Here is a 16,340-nt window from a genome sequence, read left to right as displayed (position 1 = left end):
ACCAACTACGCCGAAATCGCTCTACAACGCTCGGGGTTCTCCGGTGCCCATGTACTTGGACAGCTGGTAGTGCAGGTTCACCGTGCTGCGTTCGCGGTACGGGTTGGGCAGCGTGCCCGCGAACCCGGCCGACTTCATGCCCTGCTGGACCGCGGCCATGTTCGAGAAGTCCTGCGGCAGCACCGACAGCCAGTTCGGCGACTCCTTCGGTGTGTACTCCCACTCGGTCTGCGGCTCTTGACCTATCGGGAACAGCTCGAGCGTGGCGACCTCGAAGATGCACCTGTCCGGGTGGTAGCCCGGGTCGGGCCGCGCGCTGTAGCACAGGGCCGTGGTCAGCCCCTGCCCGACCTGCAGGTTCGGGAAGATCTGCCACGCCGTGCCGCTCTGGCCCAGGATGTCCGGCGGGATCGTCGGCCAGATCACCCCGCGCGCCTCGTCGTCGCGGCGCGCCGAGGCCAGCCAGTGTTCGAGCACCTTGTCCGGCGGGGTGCCCTCGGGCAGTTCGTCGACCAGGCGTTTGGCGGCGTTCACCAGCGTCTCAGTGGTCGTGGCGTTGGTCTGTTCCCAGGTGTACATCTGCATCTCGGCGGTCGAGACGCGCGGGTCGTCGCCGGTGCCGAGCCGGATCTTGGACTTGGTCGCCTCCATGTCCTTGGGCGCGTCGTAGCCGATGTTGCTGTGCTTGCCCTGGGCTTTCGCCCACCCCTTGAATTCGCCGAACTTGTTGAACTCGGGGTGGGTGGTGAACACGTGATAGGTCTCGTTGAACGCCTCCAGCGCGACCTTCCAGTTGCAGTCGAAGTACAGCCATTTGCGCCACTTGTAGCGCATGTTCTCCAGGCCGAACGGTTCCAGGATCTTCGAGGCCGGGAACAGGTAGTCCGCCAGCGGTTCACACTCGGGGTCCATGTTCACGAACAGCCAGCCGCCCCACGTGTCGACCTGCACCGGCGCCAGGTGGGTGTTGCGTTCGGTGAGCACGCCTTTCCAGTCGTCCTGTTCGCGGATGTGCGTACAGGTTCCGTCCAGGCCGTAGGTCCAGCCGTGGAATCCGCACACGAACGACTTGCGGGCCCGGCCGGTCGCGTTCTTCGCCCCCTCGGGGGTGTCGACGAGTCGGCGGCCGCGGTGCATGCAGACGTTGTGGTGCGCGGCGAAGGAATCCGGCCCGGTCCGGACCACGATGATCGAGTCGTCGAGGATGTCGTAGGTCAGGTAGCTGCCGACCTCGGGTAGCTCCTCGACCCGGCCGACCTGCTGCCACACCTTGCGCCACAACCTGTCCCGTTCGGCACGGGCGTAGGCCTCGGAGGTGTAGGCCTCGACCGGGATGGTCACCGGCTCGGACAGGTCCTCGGCGATGATGCCGGTCGAGTCGTCGGGCACGCCGTCGACGCCGATCGCAGCGTCCAGGTCGGATCCGGTGTGGGTCATCGATCTTCCTTTCAGTAACGGCTCAATGCCGGCTGATTACCTGTCGGAAGGACTCGTCTTTGAGGAACAGGGACGTGTTGTCCGCGCCGAGGTGGCTCCACTTCAGGTTCAAGCCGCCGTCGACCAGCAGTGTCTGGCCGGTGATGTAGCTCGACAGGTCGCTGAGCATGAACAGGATCGCGCCGGCCTGCTCCTCGGGAGTGCCGCGGCGCCCCATCGCGATCGCGGTGCGGTCGCGCTCGGGGTCCTCGTCGACGTACATGCGTGACGCGGCGGTCTCGGTGACCCCGGGCGCGACGGCGTTGACGCGGATGCCGGCCTGCGCGAGCTCGACGGCCATCGTGCGGGTCATCGCGACGATCGCGGCTTTGGCTGTGCCGTAGGCGATGTGGAACGGCGCGGTGTTCATGCCGCTGATCGACGAGACCGACACGATCGACCCCTTGCGGCCCCGGCTTCGCAGCTCGGCCGCGACGGCCTGGCTCATGAAGAACGCCGTCTCCAGGTTGGCGGCGAACAACGCCCGCCAGTCGTCGCGGTTGACGCGGGTGGCCGGCATCCACGTCGACGGCGCCGCGCCGCCTGCGATGTTGACCAACCCGTACAGGTCGCCGTCGAGGTCGCGCACCGCCGACAGCACAGTGGCGATGCCGTCGTCGGTGGACGCGTCGGCCGCCACCGGCACCACGGACAGGCCATCCCCCGCCAGCGGGGCGACGTGCTCGTCGAGGTTGTCCTGCGAGCGGCTGACCGCGACCACGGTGGCCCCGGCCTCGGCCGCCAGCCGGGTGACGGTGGTCCCGATGCCGCCACCACCGGCGCCGGAGACGACCACGACGCGGCCTTCGAGACTCAGCGAGATACCGGCCGCCACGTCACTGGTCCGGACAAATAATGTGACTCTGCATATTGCAGAACACTATTCCGCAGGGGTTATCTCAGCGTCAAGGGCGCTTCGGTCGCTATTGCGCCGCTATTGTCTGGACTATTGCGCCTTGCTAACGTCCGAGTCCATGAACGCCCGGTACGCCGCGCCGTCCCCGTCCGTCGCCGAGGGCTGGGAGCTCCGGCCCGTCACCGCCCCGAGCCGCCTGTTCGGGGCCAACGGCTTGCGCACCGGACCCGACGGGCGGGTGTACATCGCGCAGGTGACCGGCAGCCAGATCAGCGCGCTGGACCCGTCGTCCGGCCGCGTGGAGACCGTCAGCGCCAAGGGTGGCGACATCATCGCCCCCGACGACGTCGCGTTCGGCGACGACGGCACGCTGTTCGCGACCGAGGTGATGGACGGCCGGGTCAGTGCCCGCGACAGTGCGGGCCGCACCCGGGTGCTGCGCGACGACCTGCCGTGCGCGAACGGCATCACGGTGCACCAGGGCCGCTTGTTCGTCGGCGAGTGCCGAGACGGCGGCCGGCTGATGGAACTGCCGTTGGACGGCGGGGCGCCGCGGATCCTGCTGGAGAACCTGCCGTCGCCGAACGCGATGGAGGTCGGACCGGACGGCCTGCTGTACTACCCGCTGATGACGGCCAACGAGATCTGGCGGGTGGACCCCCGCCCCGGAACGCATAGTGAGCCACAACGGGTCGCCGCCGATCTCGGGGTGCCCGACGCGGTGAAATTCGACGCCGACGGGACCATCGTGTCCACCCAGGTGGCCAGCGGCCAGGTGCTGCGCATCGACCCCCGCAACGGGGAGAAAACCGTCCTCGCACAACTGAACCCGGGGCTGGACAACCTGACGTTCGTCGACGGCCGGCTTCTGGTGTCCAACTTCACCGGCGAGATCACCGAGATCGGCCGGGACGGCCGGACGTCCACGCTGCTGCCCGGCGGACTCAACTGGCCGCTGGACCTGACGATGTCCGATGGCCGGCTCCACGTGGCCGACGGCACCTACTTCTACACAGTCGGCCCCGACGGTGCGCTGCAGACCGTCGGGATGCTGTTCTCCCCCGGCTATCCGGGGTTCCTGCGCGGGGTCACCGCGGTCGGCGGCGGGGAATTCGTCGTCACCACCTCGGGCGGGCAGGTGGCCCGCTACCGCCCGCAGGCCGGCGAAACCGACTACCTGGCCACGGATTTCGATCAGCTCTACGGCGTCGACGTGGACCGTGAGGGCACCATCGTGTTCGCCGAGCTCGGTACCGGCCGGGTGCTCGCGCTGCGTGGCGGTGCGGTCGAGACGCTGGCCGCCGGGCTGGCCGGGCCCGTCGGTGTCGCGATCGCACCCGACGGCGCGCCGCTGGTCGCCGAGTCCGGCGCGGGCCGCGTGGTGCGGCTGACCCCGGGCGGGGTGGACACCGTGGTGGACGGCCTGACCAGCCCGCAGGGCATCCACGTCTACGACGGCAGGCTCTACATCGTCGACGCCGCCGCCAAGGAACTCGTCGAATTCGATCTGAACACCAAGGCGCGCACGACGATCGCCGCAGGCCTGCCGGTCGGTCCACCGCCCGGTGTCGAGCCGAAACCCTTGAAGGGGATGCCGCCGTTCTCCGGTCCGCAGGGACCGTTCGCCGGCGTCACCGCCGGCCCCGACGGCACGCTGTACGTGTCCGCCGACGGTGACGGCAGCGTGCTGGCTGTGACCCGGCGATGACCACCACCGCCGGGGATCACCGCTACCTGCAGGTGGCGCGCACCCTGCGCAAGGAGATCGTCGACGGCGTGTATCCGGTGGGTTCGCAGCTGCCCACCGAACACGAACTCTGCGAGCGGTTCGCGGTGAGCCGCTACACCGTTCGCGAGGCGCTGCGCCGGCTGCGCGAGGACAACCTGGTCGCGTCCCGCCCCCGGGCCGGCACCTTGGTGGTGCCGCGGGCCAGCACCAACGCGTACGCGCAGGATGTCGTCGCGATCGACGATCTGCTCGCGTTCGCTCAGGGTGCCCGGTTCGCCATCGAGACCACATCGATGGTCACCATCGACGAGACGCTGGCCGAGCTGACCGGACTCCCCGCCGGAGCCGAATGGCTGGCGGTCAGCGGCTACCGCCGCATCGACGACGAGACCGCGCCGTTCTGCCGGACCGAGTACTTCATCAACCGCAGCTTCGCCGCGGTCGGCCGTCACCTGCAGCGGCACACCGGACCGATCTTCCCACTGATCGAGGATCTGTTCGGGGTCAGCGTCGCCGAGGTGCATCAGGAGATCTCGGCGGTGGTGGTCGACGCCGAACTCGCCGGGCACCTGCAGATCTCGCCGGGTACCGCCGCGCTGCGGATGAAGCGCACATATACGACCTCCGACGGAGAGATCGCCCAGGTGACGGTCAACACCCACCCGTCGTCGCGGTTCCGGCACGCGATGACGATGCGACGGGTGCGCGATACCCCGTGATCACGCTGGCCGACGCGCTGCACGCCGCCGCACGCGACACCCCGGACCGTGTTCTGGTCCGCGATGACACCGCGGCATTGACCTGCGCCGGCCTGCTCTCGGCGGCAACGGGTCTCGCACACGCGCTGCTGCGTCGCATGCCGTCCGGCAGCGTCGTGTCGTTCACGGTGCCGAACTGGCACGAGGCGGCGGTGATCTACCTCGGCGCGACGCTGGCCGGCATGGTGGTCAACCCGATCCTGCCGTCGCTGCGCGACCACGAGCTGTCGTTCATCCTCGCCGATGCGCACAGCCGGGCGATCTTCATCCCGGAGAGCTTCGGCGGACACGACTACGCCGCGATGCTCGATCGTGTGGTCGCCGGCCTGGATTCGCCGCCCGAGGTGGTCGTGGTGCGCGGCGGCGCCGGGCAGGCCGTCGCGGGCCGAACAACCCTGTCTCAGCTGCTGGCCGAACCCGCAGGCGGTGAGCTGCCCGTGCTCGATCCTGGTGCCACCCGGATGATCATGTACACCTCCGGCACCACCGGGCGACCCAAAGGTGTTCTGCACAGCCATGATTCACTGGCCGCCCTGATCGCCCAACTCGGCAGGTATTGGCGCATCGACGCCGGGGACACCTTCCTGGTCCCGTCACCGATCGCCCACATCGGCGGCTCGATCTACGCGTTCGAATGCCCGCTGCTGCTCGGTACCGAGGCCGTGCTGATGCAGCGCTGGGATCCCGATGCCGCGGTGGCGCTGATGGCTGAGCACCGCTGCACTCATATGGCCGGCGCCACCCCGTTCCTGACCGGGCTGTTGGCCGCCGCGCAGCGCGCCGGCACCGGCCTGCCCGACCTGAAGGTGTTCATCTGCGGCGGCGCATCGGTGCCGCCGTCGCTGATCCGCAGCGCCACAGAATTTTTCGACAAGGCCGCGGTGAGCCGCGTTTACGGATCCACCGAGGTTCCCGTGACGACCGTCGGCGCCCTCGACGACGTCGCGCTGGCCGCCGACACCGACGGGCGGCCCGGCATCGCCGACGTCCGGGTCGTCGACGGTGAGATCCGGGCGCGCGGTCCGCAGATGTTCACGGGCTACCTGCACCCGGAGGACAACCACGAGTCCTTCGACGAGGCCGGCTATTTCCGCACCGGAGACCTCGGCCGACTGACCGAGGACGGCTGCCTCGTGGTCACCGGCCGCGCCAAGGACCTGATCATCCGCAACGGCGAGAACATCTCCCCCAAAGAAGTGGAGGACATCCTCGCGACACATCCGGACATCGCCGAGATCGCGGTCGTCGGCATCTCCGACCCGCGCACCGGCGAACGGGCCTGCGCGGCACTCGTTCCCGCCGGGTCCACCGCACCGGACGTCGCCGCGTTGAAGGATTTCCTGGTGTCCCGCGGTGTCGCGAAGTTCAAGGTGCCCGAGCAGGTCACCGTGGTGCCCGCGCTGCCGAAGAACGACGCGGGCAAGGTACTCAAACACGTCATCAAGGCCCAGCTGACCGAGGAGTCCTAGAGTGCATTCGCCCCAGGTAGCGATCGTCACCGGCGCCAGCAGCGGTATCGGATTCGGTTGTGCGACAAAGCTCGCCGAGCAGGGTATGGCGGTGCTGGGCACCGGCCGCGACGCCGAGCGGCTCGCCGAGCTGGAGAAGGCGGCTCCTGAGCCGGGCCGGATCGCGACGTTGTCGGTGGATCTGACCGACGACGACGCACCGCAACGGATCGTGTCCGCGGCGCTGCAGCGGTGGGGCCGGATCGACTTCCTGGTCAACAACGCCGGGATCGGCAGCCCTAAACCGCTTCACGAGACCGACGACGAGACGCTGGACCACTTCCTCGGCATCATGCTGCGGGCGCCGTTCCGGCTGGCTCGCGACGTGATCGTGCACATGCAGCCGGGGTCGGCGATCATCAACGTGACCTCGACGTTCGCGGTGGTCGGCGGACTGCGCGGCGGTGCGTACTCGGCGGCCAAGGGCGGGCTCACCGCACTGACCAATCACATTGCGTGCCAGTACGGTGCGCAGGGCATCCGGTGTAACGCGGTGGCGCCCGGCGTGACGCTGACCCCGATGGTCGCCACCCGGCTCGAAGACGAGCGGTTCCGCAAGATCAACACCGAGATGACCCCGCACCAGCGGCTCGGCCGCGTCGAGGACATCGCGTCGACGGTGGCGTTCCTGTGCTCCGACGGCGGCGAGTTCATCAACGGGCAGACCATCGTCGTCGACGGCGGCTGGAGCACCACGAAGTACCTGTCGGACTTCGCACTGAACTCCGACTGGGTCGCGCGCGGAGATTCGTGATGAACCTGTTCGCGCTGCTCGAGCAGACGGCGTCGCGGCACGGTGACCGCGGCGCGGTGTATCACGGTGAGCGGCAGGTGCATACCTGGTCGGAGTTGCGCGAACGGGTGCTGCGGCTGGCCGGGTCGTTGCGCGCGCTGGAGCCGGGGGCCCGCATCGCGGTCGCCAGTGAGAACAGCCCCGCGATCATCGAGCTGATGTTCGCGGTCTGGGCCGCCGAGCGCGTGTTCGTCCCGCTGAACTACAAACTGCACGCCCGCGAGATGGCGCAGATACTCGACGATTCCGGTGCCGCGCTGGTGCTCGCGTCACCGAAGATCGCCGGGCAGCTCACCGGCGTGACCTCGACGCCGATCGAGGTCATCGGGTCCGAGGACTATCAGAGCCGCTGCGCCGCAGAGCCGTCCGCGGTCCCCCGCACCACCGATCCGGGGTCGCTGGCGTGGCTGTTCTACACCAGCGGCACCACCGGGCGGTCCAAGGGCGCGATGCTGTCGCACCGCAACCTGATGGCGATGACGGTGTCGCACCTGGCCGACTTCGACGCACCCGACGAGAGCAGCAGCCTGATCCACGGGGCTCCGATGTCACATGGCTCGGGTCTGTATGTGCCGCCGTATGTCTCGCGCGGCGCCCGCCAGGTGGTGCCTGCCTCCGGCGCGTTCGATCCCGACGAATTCCTCGACCTGTGTGGCCGGCACCCGGGCTGCAGCGCGTTCCTGGCCCCGACGATGGTCGCCCGGCTGGTGCAGACCGGGCGGTCCTGCCCGGCCGGCCTGCGCACCATCGTCTACGGCGGCGGACCGATGTACGTCGACAGCCTGAAGAAGGCGATGGCTGCGTTCGGGCCCGTCTTCGTGCAGCTGTACGGCCAGGGCGAGGCCCCGATGACGATCACCGGTCTCCGGCGACACGACCACGTCGACGCGTCCGACGCGGTGCTCGGTTCGGTCGGCTACGCGCGGTCGGGCGTCGAGGTCGCGGTGGTGCGCGGGGACGGGTCGGTGGCCGGGGTCGACGAGATCGGCGAGATCGTGTGCCGCGGCGATGTGGTGATGTCGGGGTATTGGCGCAACCCGGCGGCCACCGAGGCGACGCTGACCGACGGCTGGTTGCGCACCGGCGACATGGGCTCGTTCGACGCGCAGGGATACCTGACGCTGCGGGACCGCTCGAAGGATGTGGTGATCAGCGGCGGCAGCAACATCTATCCGCGCGAGGTGGAAGAGGTGCTCCTGGAGCATCCCGGCGTGGTCGAGGCCGGCGTCGTCGGCGCACCGGACGAGGAGTGGGGTGAGGTCGTGGTCGCGTTCGTCGTCGGTGACGTGTCGGCCGCCGAACTGGACGCGCACCTGCTGGAGCGCATCGCGCGGTTCAAACGCCCGAAGCGCTATCTGTTCGTCGAGGAGTTGCCGAAGAACAGCTACGGCAAAGTTCTCAAGCGGGACCTGCGCGAGCGGTTGCAATAGCGCCGAAGCGGCACGATCGGAGCGGCCTCGCGCGTTACCATGACGCCGTGGGGTGGGTGCGGGCCGTCTGGGCCGCGGTACAGCGCGCTCAGAGGTGGCCAGGGATCGCGACCCCGACCCTCTGGGCCAGGACCGCGGGAGTCTGCCTGATTTTCGGGGGCGTCGTCGTCGCGCTGATCACCCCGCTGGCCGCCGCCGACAGCAAAGCCGCCGTCATTCACTACGTCAACGCCGCGCTCGCGTTCGCCGTCGGGATCGTGGTCCTCGCGCGCGGATCGCGGGTCACACTGTGGCAGTTCCACCTGCTGGTCTTCATCGCCACCATCCAGATCACCGTCTCCGTGGCGATCTCCGACGGGCTCGTCGCCGTCGCGATCGCGACCCTGTACGTCTTCGTCGCCTGTGGCGCGTTCTTCGTCGCGTGGCCGACCGCGGCGGTGTATCTGACGATCGCGATCGCCTGCTGTATGGGCGCACTGAACGCCGCCGACGGGGTGCCGTGGTGGGCGGGTCTGCTGACCTCGGCGACCACGGCCGCGGTCGGGATCCTGATCATCGTCCTCGGCCGCAGTGTGTCCAAGGGTGAACTAGACACCGCCACCGGCGTGCCGAACCGACGCGGGTTCGAACGGCTGATCAGCGCCGAGATCAGCAGGGCCCACGCCGCGGGATCGGGCCCCGCGGTGATCGTGATCAGCATCGAGAGCTACGCCGCGGTGCACGACGAGTTCGGCAACCGGGCCGTGGACACGCTGATGCATCAGCTCGTCGCGCCGTGGCAGCGGCTGCTCCATCCCGGACAGATCCTCGCGCGCCGCGACGACGACGAGTTCGTGCTGATGCTGCCTGCGACCTCCGAACAGGAGGCCGTCGCGTACGTGCAGCGGTTGCGGGCCGCGACGGCCCAGGATTTCTCCGCCGGGGTGAGCGCGTGGGATGTCGGCGAGACCGCGTCGCCGGTGCTCGAGCGTGCGAACACCGCGCTACGCCGCGCGAGGTCGATCGGGCGCAACCGCACGATGCTGGAGTCCTCGCACCTGCCGACGCTGGCGGTGCAGCTGCGTGACGCACTGGCGGCCGAGACGATCGACGTGCGCTACCAGCCGATCGTGCGGCTCAGCGAAGGCGACACCGTCGTCGGAGTCGAGGCGCTGCTGCGGTGGTCTCCGGAGTTCCATCCCGACCTCACCGCCGCCGAGGTGATCCGGGTCGCCGAGGACAACGACCTGATCGCCGCCCTCGACCATTACGTGCTACACCGCGCCTGCCTGGACGCCGAGTGGATGCAGCGCCACGCCCCCGAAATGCGGCTGTCGTTGAGCGTCAACGTGTCCGGACTCGAGCTGGTGCAGAAGGGCTACGTCGACCGGGTCATCGGCGTGCTCGCCGCGACCGGCTGGCGTGCCGGGCAGCTGATCCTCGAGGTCACCGAGAGCGTGATCGACGTCGACCGGCCCGCGTCGATCCTGGCGCTGCACGACCTGCGCAACCACGGCATCCGGATCGCCATCGACGATCTCGGCACCGGGTACTCGTCGTTGAGCAGACTGCAGAAGCTCCCGACCGACCTGCTCAAACTCGACGGCTCGTTCACGTCGTTGATCAGCTCGGTGTCGACCTCGGCACCGCCATTCCTGCAGGCCGTCGCCGGGCTCGGAGATGCGCTGTCGCTGCCGATCATCGTCGAGGGGGTCGAAACCGCGCACGAGGCCACGGTGTTGCGCGGCATGGGTTTCCCGATGGCGCAGGGCTATTACTTCGGCCGAGCACAGTCACGCGAGGATGTCGTCGCCACCATCCTGCGGACCCGGCTCTAGCCGGACGCCCTCACCACATCAGGCCGCGGATCATCGCGGTCGGCGGGATGTCCTCCAGCGCAATCAAACCCGCGGGCGCATCGCACACCCAGTCGATCGCGTTGACCGCACGCGCGGCGGTCGAGACACACCCCGCCTCGGTGACGTCGAGCACCGGGTGCGACAGATGCGTCGTCAACTCGATGCGCGGTTCCCCTTCGACGATCACCATGTGCACGCCGTCCAGCCCGTTCGGCGGGTACTCCCAATCCGGCGCCGCCGCCGGGGTCAGCCGGGTGGTGTGCTCGACGGTGATCACGGGCCGGTCACCACGCACGCCCTCGGCCGCGAAACGCACACCGGCCAGCCGGCCCGGTTCGACGGTCATCATCGCACATTCGATGCGCTCCGGGGTGTACCACGGCTCGAACCGCTGCCGCACGTCGTCGAGTTCGACCCCGAGCGCGGCGGCGAGGTTGCGCACCAGACCGCCGAACATCGCGACGATGACCCCGGGCTGGAACGCCATCGGCAGGTCGTCATCCGGTGCGGTTCCGAATCCCATCGCGGCACCGGTGTATTCGGCGTCGTCGTAGTTGCCGTAGTCGAAGACCTCTTTGATCGTCACGGACTCGGCGCGTGTCACCAGGCTCAGTGCGGCGTGCACTGCGGTGTCACCGGAGTACCCGGGGTCGATGCCGTTGACGTACAGCGACGAATTCCCCTGCGCACACGCCTTTTCCAATGGAACCCGCAGCCAGTCGTCGAGCTGCCGAGGAGTCACCAGCCACACCATCGACGTGCCCACGATGTTGATACCCGCGGCCAGGATCCGCGACATCTGCTCCAGGGCCTCCATCGGCCGCGTCTCCCCCAGCGCGGTGTACACCACGCAGTCGGGCCGCAGCGCGATCAGCGCGTCCAGGTCGTCGGTGGCGATCACCCCGGTCGGCTCGGTGAGGCCGCACAGCTGGGCGGCATCCCTGCCGATCTTGTCCGGGCTCGCGGCGTGCACGCCGACGAGTTCGAGGTCTGGGCGGCCGATCACCGCACGCAGCGAATGCTGCCCGACATTTCCGGTCGAGAATTGAACCACTCTTCGCACAGGACAACCGTTCCGCTCAGTAGTCGGGGATGGGCAGCGGCGAGTTGTTCGAGTCGATACCGCCGTCGACATGGAAGATCGCGTTGGTGGCATAGCAGTCGCGGGTGGACAGGTACACGCACAGCCGGCCGAGGTCCTCGACGTTGCCGAGCCGGTGCAACGGGGTGGACTCCATCATCTTCTCCAGGGAGCCCGGCATCATGTCGAGGCTGCCCTGCAGGCCGTCGGTCGCGAAGGAACCGAGCGCGATCGCGTTCACCCGGATCTTCGGCGCCAGTTCCTGGGCCATCGCGCGGGTCAACGCCTCCAGGCCACCCTTGGCCACGCAGTAGGCGGTCAGTGCCCGGATACCGAACCTGGCCGAACCCGACGAGATGTTGATGATCGACCCGTGCCCGGCGTCGAGCATGTGCGGTGCGGCCAGTTGGCTCATGATGAACGCCGAGGTGACGCACCAGTCGAACGTATGCCGGAAATCCTCGTCGGTGATGTCGAGGAAGCGCGCGTAGGTGGCCCCGCCGACGTTGTTGACCAGGATGTCGATCCGGCCGAAGGTGTCGACGGCCGTCCCGACGACGCGTTCGCCGTCGGGTCTGCTCACCGCGTCGGCGACGAGCGCGAGACCATTGCCGCCCGACTTCTCGATGCCTTCGATGGTGGCGACGATGTCGGATTCCGTTCTCGCCGTGCCGATCACCGTGGCACCTGCTTCGGCGAGCACCCGGGCGATCCCGCGCCCGACGCCCTTACCCGCGCCGGTCACGATCGCGACCTGTCCGTCCAGCTTGAACTGTTCGAGCGCCATCCGGTTCCTCCCCGTCGAGGTGAGCCCATCTAACGACTATCCCTGACCTAAGTCAACAGTTTCAGCACAGCTGTGCTCCGATGTGTCGCGCGAAGAGACGCAAACGCGCGCATTAACAGCGCGTTTGATGCGATTTGATGTCCACTTGGCCGGTATCGCGACGGGGATTGACTGAGTTCAGATACTGACTATAGTCAGCAGCCATGAATCTGCCGACGGCCCGACTCGGCCGTGGCCGCAGCGCCGGCCCCCCGCCGCGGGCGTCGGCGAGCGGACTCGACGAGCACATGGAGGCCTCGGCGCGAGCGCAGCGCCAAGCCGACAAATGGCTGATCTCCGGCAGCCTGCTGATCGGCACCGCGGCGCTGGGGATCTTCGGGTTACCGCTGTTCCTGCGCGGCGTCTGGCTACTGCGCAAAGCGCAGCGCGACGGGCTGTCGGTGCGTCCGATGCTGGTCACGCTCATCGGCTATCTGGTGATTATCGACGCCGCGATCAACACCGTCGGGTGGGCGCTGGACCTGGTGGCCAACCACACCATCCTGGCCCGAATCCTGTTGAACGGCTGGGGCGCGATGTTCGACGCCGGCTACTTCTGGCACTACAACGAGCTGTGGCTCGGCGGTGCGGCGGGCCCGGGCGAGAAGGCGATGGAGGTCGGGATGATCCTGACCGTGTTCACCATGCGCATCGCCGCGGGCATCGGCTTCCTGCAGATGAAGCGCTGGGGTCATCAGTGGATGATCATCACCTGCTGGATGGGCATCGTGATCTGGTGCCTGTACGTGTTCAACATGACGATGTACGCCGACGTGCGCTATGCCGGTGTCGTCCTGCCCGTGGTCGGGTGGTGGCTCTACGACATCTTCTACATCACCCCGTTCCTGGCCATCCCGTACCTGCACTCGGTCAACCGAGAAATCTTCACGGACTGATCCCTGATGACCAGCGCCATTGACCGGACTCAGCGACTCGGCGAGACGAGCGCATGATGGCCCCGCCGGTCCGGCAGACCGCCCGGGAGTTGCGCCGGCTGCAAACGCGCGAGCGGATTCTCGGCGCCGCGATCGCCGAGTTCCAGGCCTCGGGTATGACCGGCGCCGACGTGGGCGCGATCGTGTCCGCCGCCGGCGTCGCGCACGGCACGTTCTTCTTCCACTTCCCGAGCAAGGAGCACGTGCTGCTGGAGCTGGAACAGCGCGAGGAGGCGCGGATGGCCGCCGAGTTCGCCCGGTACCTGGGCTCCGCGCACGACCTGGCCTCGGCGCTGACGAAGATGGTCGTGCTGATCTCCGGGCTGGAGCAGAGGTTCGGCCCGCTGCTGTTCAAAGAGCTGCTGGCGCTGCACTTCTCGCCGACCCGCCCGAGCAGCGACGAGTGGTCGGATCACCCGTTGATCGTGTTGCTGGTCGGTGAGATCGAGCGGGCCCGCGGCGACGGTGAGGTCCACCCCGAGATCGACGCGTTCTACAGCGCGGCGTTCTTCCTGCTCGGCATCTACGGAGTGCTGACCACCGTCACCCGCAGCGACATCCGAGACGCGATGCTGGCCAACCTGATCACCACCGCCCGCCGAGGACTGGAGGCCCGATGACCGAAATATCGCATGCCCGAGGAGAACTGACATGATGGGATGGATCTGGGAGATCCTGCGCTACGTCGCCGCCTGGGGCGGCACCGGGCTCATCATCTGGTTCTGGTACTGGATGTTCTCCAACATCGGCACCTTCTGAGCGCGCCGAGACCGATGTCCGAACTCTCCGATGCCCACGCGATGGCGATCGAGCGCAGCTGTGCGCTGACCGCGGTCGCGCTCAGCCGCCAGCGCCGCACCGGGGCGCACCTGGTCACCGGGCAGCAGCGCGGGTTCGGTCTGAGCTCGATGCTCGACGTCGTCCACGTCCCATACCCGGCGCGGGCACAGCACTGGAACCGTCGCACACTGACATGCGGTATCGCTCTGCAGTGCGCACCGTCGAAGGACAGGGTCACCGACTACCGCCTCAACGAACTGTCCGCGCGGGAGCTCACCGCACTGCACCTCGTCGAAGCGGGTGTCGCGCTCGGCTGGATCGCCACGACGTGGCCGGGTCTGCTTCCCGAGTTCGCGCGCGTGCTGCCCGATCTCACGCCCGCCGACGCGGACATGGACGGCAGGACAATGCTCGACCGCGCGATCGCGCTGGCGCGCACCGGCCTGGACCTGACGATCGACCCGCTCATCGGGCGTCTGCCGCGGGCGTACACGGTGCCGCAGGGACTGACCGACAAGCTGCGCCGCTCGTTCGGCCGCCTTCCGTGGACCACCAGCCAGAAACGGGTCCCGCAACCGCATTCCGTGCCCGCGGGCGGTGACGGCGGGGTCCGCAACCCGAACCTGCCCCCGCCCAGCCGGCCGCAGGACAACGACCTCGACATCACCCCCGAACACCGCCCGGGCATCCCCTACCCGGAATGGAACGCGTGGACCGAGAGCTTCATGCCCGACCACGTCGCCGTCCTGGAACGCACCCACGAGGGTCGCGCCGGCGACACCGCGGCGGTCGCCGTCGACGTGCGCAGGTGGTTCGAGAAGGACACCCACCGCGCGATGAAGAACCGCCTGGAGGACGGGTCCGACCTCGACGTCGACCAGTACGTCGGTCATTACATCGACGTGACCGCCGGAGAAGCCGTCGAGCCGAGGATCTTCCGTGAACTACTTCCCGCCAGCCGCGATGTCACCTCGGCGCTGCTGCTCGACGGCAGCTCGTCGCTCGGCGTGCACGGCGGCACCATCTTCAAGCTGGAGCTCGCCTGCGCCGATGCGCTGTCACGGGCGATGACCAGCGCGCGGGAACGCCACGGCATCTTCGTGTTCACCGGCAACACCCGCCACCGGGTCGAGGTGACCTGCCTCAAGGACTTCTCCGACCGCCGGTTCGTCCCGCCCGGCAGCCTGGGCCTGGCCACCGGCGGCTACACCCGGCTCGGTGCGCCGCTGCGCCACCTGACCAGCAGGCTGCTCGCACAACCCTCCGAGCGCCGGCTGCTCATCGTGATCGGCGATGGACTGATCTCCGACGAGGGCTACGAGGGCCGCTACGCGTGGGCCGACGCCGCGCACGCCGTCGAGGAGGCCCGCGACGCCGGGGTGTCGATGTACTACGTCGGGATCGGCCCGGTGCGTGTCGACCCGCTACCCGAAGTGTTCGGCCCCAAGCGATCTCAGCGGATCCGCCGCATCGAGGACCTGCCGCGGGTCCTCGCCCACGTGCACAAGGAGCTGGTGGCAGCATGACCGAGCAGACATACCTCGCCAACGGCAACGAGGTGCAACTCTTCGAACAGGCCTACCGGCAGCGGCTGCCGGTCATGCTGACCGGGCCGACCGGATGCGGCAAGACTCGCCTGGTCGAACACATGGGGCTGCTGCTCGCCCGGCCCGTGGTGACCATCTCCTGCCACGACGATCTGACCAGCTCCGACCTCGTCGGGCGGTTCATCGTCACCGGCGGGGACGTGGTGTGGACCGACGGACCTTTGACCAGGGCGGTGAAGGCCGGCGCGATCTGCTATCTCGACGAGGTCGTCGAGGCGCGCCACGACTCGCTGGCGGTGCTGCACTCGCTGACCGATCACCGGCGCACGCTCTACCTCGACCGTGCCGGCGAAGTGGTCCAGGCGCCGGAGAACTTCATGCTGGTGTGCTCCTACAACCCCGCCTACCGCAGCTCGCTCAAGGAGCTCAAACCGTCGTTCCGGCAGCGGTTCGTGACGCTGCCGATGGACTATCTGCGCGCGGACCGTGAGGCGGAGGTGATCGTCGCCGAAGCCGGTATCGACCCGGCTGCCGCCGAGCGGCTGGTCCGGTGTGCCACCGCGATCCGCACCGCCGACGAAGCGTTCCACTACGAACCGCCCTCGACCCGCGTCCTCGTCACCGCCGCACATCTGATCGCCGCCGGCGCATCGGAACTCGACGCGGCACAAGCCTGCGTACTCGCACCGCTGTCCAGCGACGGTGCGATCTCCGAAGGCCTGCGCGAGGTGGCGGCCGCCGGCCTCGCCGGTGCCGACAGCCAGAGCCCAAACCGTTAGGAAG

Annotated in this window: 14 protein-coding genes; 10 read left to right on the top strand and 4 right to left on the bottom strand. The window is 68.5% G+C overall.

The features are described from left to right. Positions 1–21: 21 nt before the first annotated feature. Both BST38_RS17425 and BST38_RS17420 read right to left on the bottom strand, forming a co-directional pair. Entirely contained in the window at positions 22–1,437 is a 1,416-nt protein-coding gene (locus BST38_RS17425; RefSeq protein ID WP_083144617.1) for an aromatic ring-hydroxylating oxygenase subunit alpha, read from the bottom strand. A 22-nt stretch (positions 1,438–1,459) separates the two neighbouring features. Next, on the bottom strand, positions 1,460–2,311 hold the full coding sequence (locus tag BST38_RS17420) for an SDR family NAD(P)-dependent oxidoreductase (protein WP_083144616.1): 852 nt from the start codon (positions 2,309–2,311) through the stop codon (positions 1,460–1,462). A gap of 139 nt (positions 2,312–2,450) precedes the next feature. On the opposite strand from BST38_RS17420, the gene BST38_RS17415 reads away from it, so the two are divergent. From BST38_RS17415 to BST38_RS17390, 6 genes are read left to right on the top strand one after another with little or no spacing between them, the layout of a single operon-like run. After that, a complete protein-coding gene (locus BST38_RS17415; protein WP_083144614.1) occupies positions 2,451–4,040 on the top strand; it encodes an SMP-30/gluconolactonase/LRE family protein in 1,590 nt (529 codons plus the stop codon). Continuing rightward, complete coding sequence (locus tag BST38_RS17410; RefSeq protein ID WP_083144612.1) at positions 4,037–4,780, top strand: GntR family transcriptional regulator; 744 nt, start codon at positions 4,037–4,039, stop codon at positions 4,778–4,780. Before BST38_RS17415 ends, BST38_RS17410 begins: the two co-directional genes overlap by 4 nt. Then, positions 4,777–6,288, top strand: a complete 1,512-nt coding sequence (locus BST38_RS17405) for an AMP-binding protein (protein ID WP_083144611.1) — start codon at positions 4,777–4,779, stop codon at positions 6,286–6,288. Before BST38_RS17410 ends, BST38_RS17405 begins: the two co-directional genes overlap by 4 nt. 1 nt (position 6,289) lies before the next feature. Next, complete coding sequence (locus BST38_RS17400) at positions 6,290–7,081, top strand: SDR family NAD(P)-dependent oxidoreductase (RefSeq protein ID WP_083144609.1); 792 nt, start codon at positions 6,290–6,292, stop codon at positions 7,079–7,081. Further along, on the top strand, positions 7,081–8,550 hold the full coding sequence (locus tag BST38_RS17395) for an acyl-CoA synthetase (protein ID WP_083144607.1): 1,470 nt from the start codon (positions 7,081–7,083) through the stop codon (positions 8,548–8,550). Before BST38_RS17400 ends, BST38_RS17395 begins: the two co-directional genes overlap by 1 nt. A gap of 47 nt (positions 8,551–8,597) precedes the next feature. After that, positions 8,598–10,367, top strand: coding sequence for a bifunctional diguanylate cyclase/phosphodiesterase (locus BST38_RS17390; RefSeq protein WP_083144606.1), 1,770 nt, complete (start codon positions 8,598–8,600; stop codon positions 10,365–10,367). Positions 10,368–10,377: 10 nt separating this feature from the next. Here BST38_RS17390 and BST38_RS17385 read toward each other — a convergent pair whose 3' ends face one another. Together BST38_RS17385 and BST38_RS17380 are read right to left on the bottom strand one after the other, a co-directional pair. Then, positions 10,378–11,451, bottom strand: a complete 1,074-nt coding sequence (locus tag BST38_RS17385; protein WP_083144604.1) for an NAD(P)H-dependent amine dehydrogenase family protein — start codon at positions 11,449–11,451, stop codon at positions 10,378–10,380. 16 nt (positions 11,452–11,467) lie between these two features. Continuing rightward, complete coding sequence (locus BST38_RS17380) at positions 11,468–12,256, bottom strand: SDR family NAD(P)-dependent oxidoreductase (protein ID WP_083144602.1); 789 nt, start codon at positions 12,254–12,256, stop codon at positions 11,468–11,470. 203 nt (positions 12,257–12,459) lie between these two features. On the opposite strand from BST38_RS17380, the gene BST38_RS17375 reads away from it, so the two are divergent. From BST38_RS17375 to BST38_RS17360, 4 genes are all read left to right on the top strand, one after another. Beyond that, positions 12,460–13,191: a hypothetical protein gene (locus tag BST38_RS17375; RefSeq protein WP_083144600.1), complete on the top strand. Its 732-nt coding sequence runs from the start codon at positions 12,460–12,462 to the stop codon at positions 13,189–13,191. Positions 13,192–13,247: 56 nt separating this feature from the next. Beyond that, positions 13,248–13,850 (top strand): TetR/AcrR family transcriptional regulator, encoded by a 603-nt coding sequence (locus tag BST38_RS17370; protein WP_083144676.1) that lies wholly within the window; start codon positions 13,248–13,250, stop codon positions 13,848–13,850. Positions 13,851–14,003: 153 nt separating this feature from the next. Beyond that, a complete protein-coding gene (locus tag BST38_RS17365; protein WP_083144598.1) occupies positions 14,004–15,536 on the top strand; it encodes a nitric oxide reductase activation protein NorD in 1,533 nt (510 codons plus the stop codon). Next, positions 15,533–16,336, top strand: a complete 804-nt coding sequence (locus BST38_RS17360) for a CbbQ/NirQ/NorQ/GpvN family protein (RefSeq protein ID WP_083144597.1) — start codon at positions 15,533–15,535, stop codon at positions 16,334–16,336. Before BST38_RS17365 ends, BST38_RS17360 begins: the two co-directional genes overlap by 4 nt. The last annotated feature ends 4 nt before the right edge of the window (positions 16,337–16,340 follow it).

It is taken from the genome of Mycolicibacterium parafortuitum, from assembly GCF_002086815.1.
Lineage (GTDB): Bacteria > Actinomycetota > Actinomycetes > Mycobacteriales > Mycobacteriaceae > Mycobacterium > Mycobacterium parafortuitum.
The sequence above is the reverse complement of the archived record's forward strand: the minus strand, read 5'-3'. Positions and strand labels throughout refer to the sequence as shown.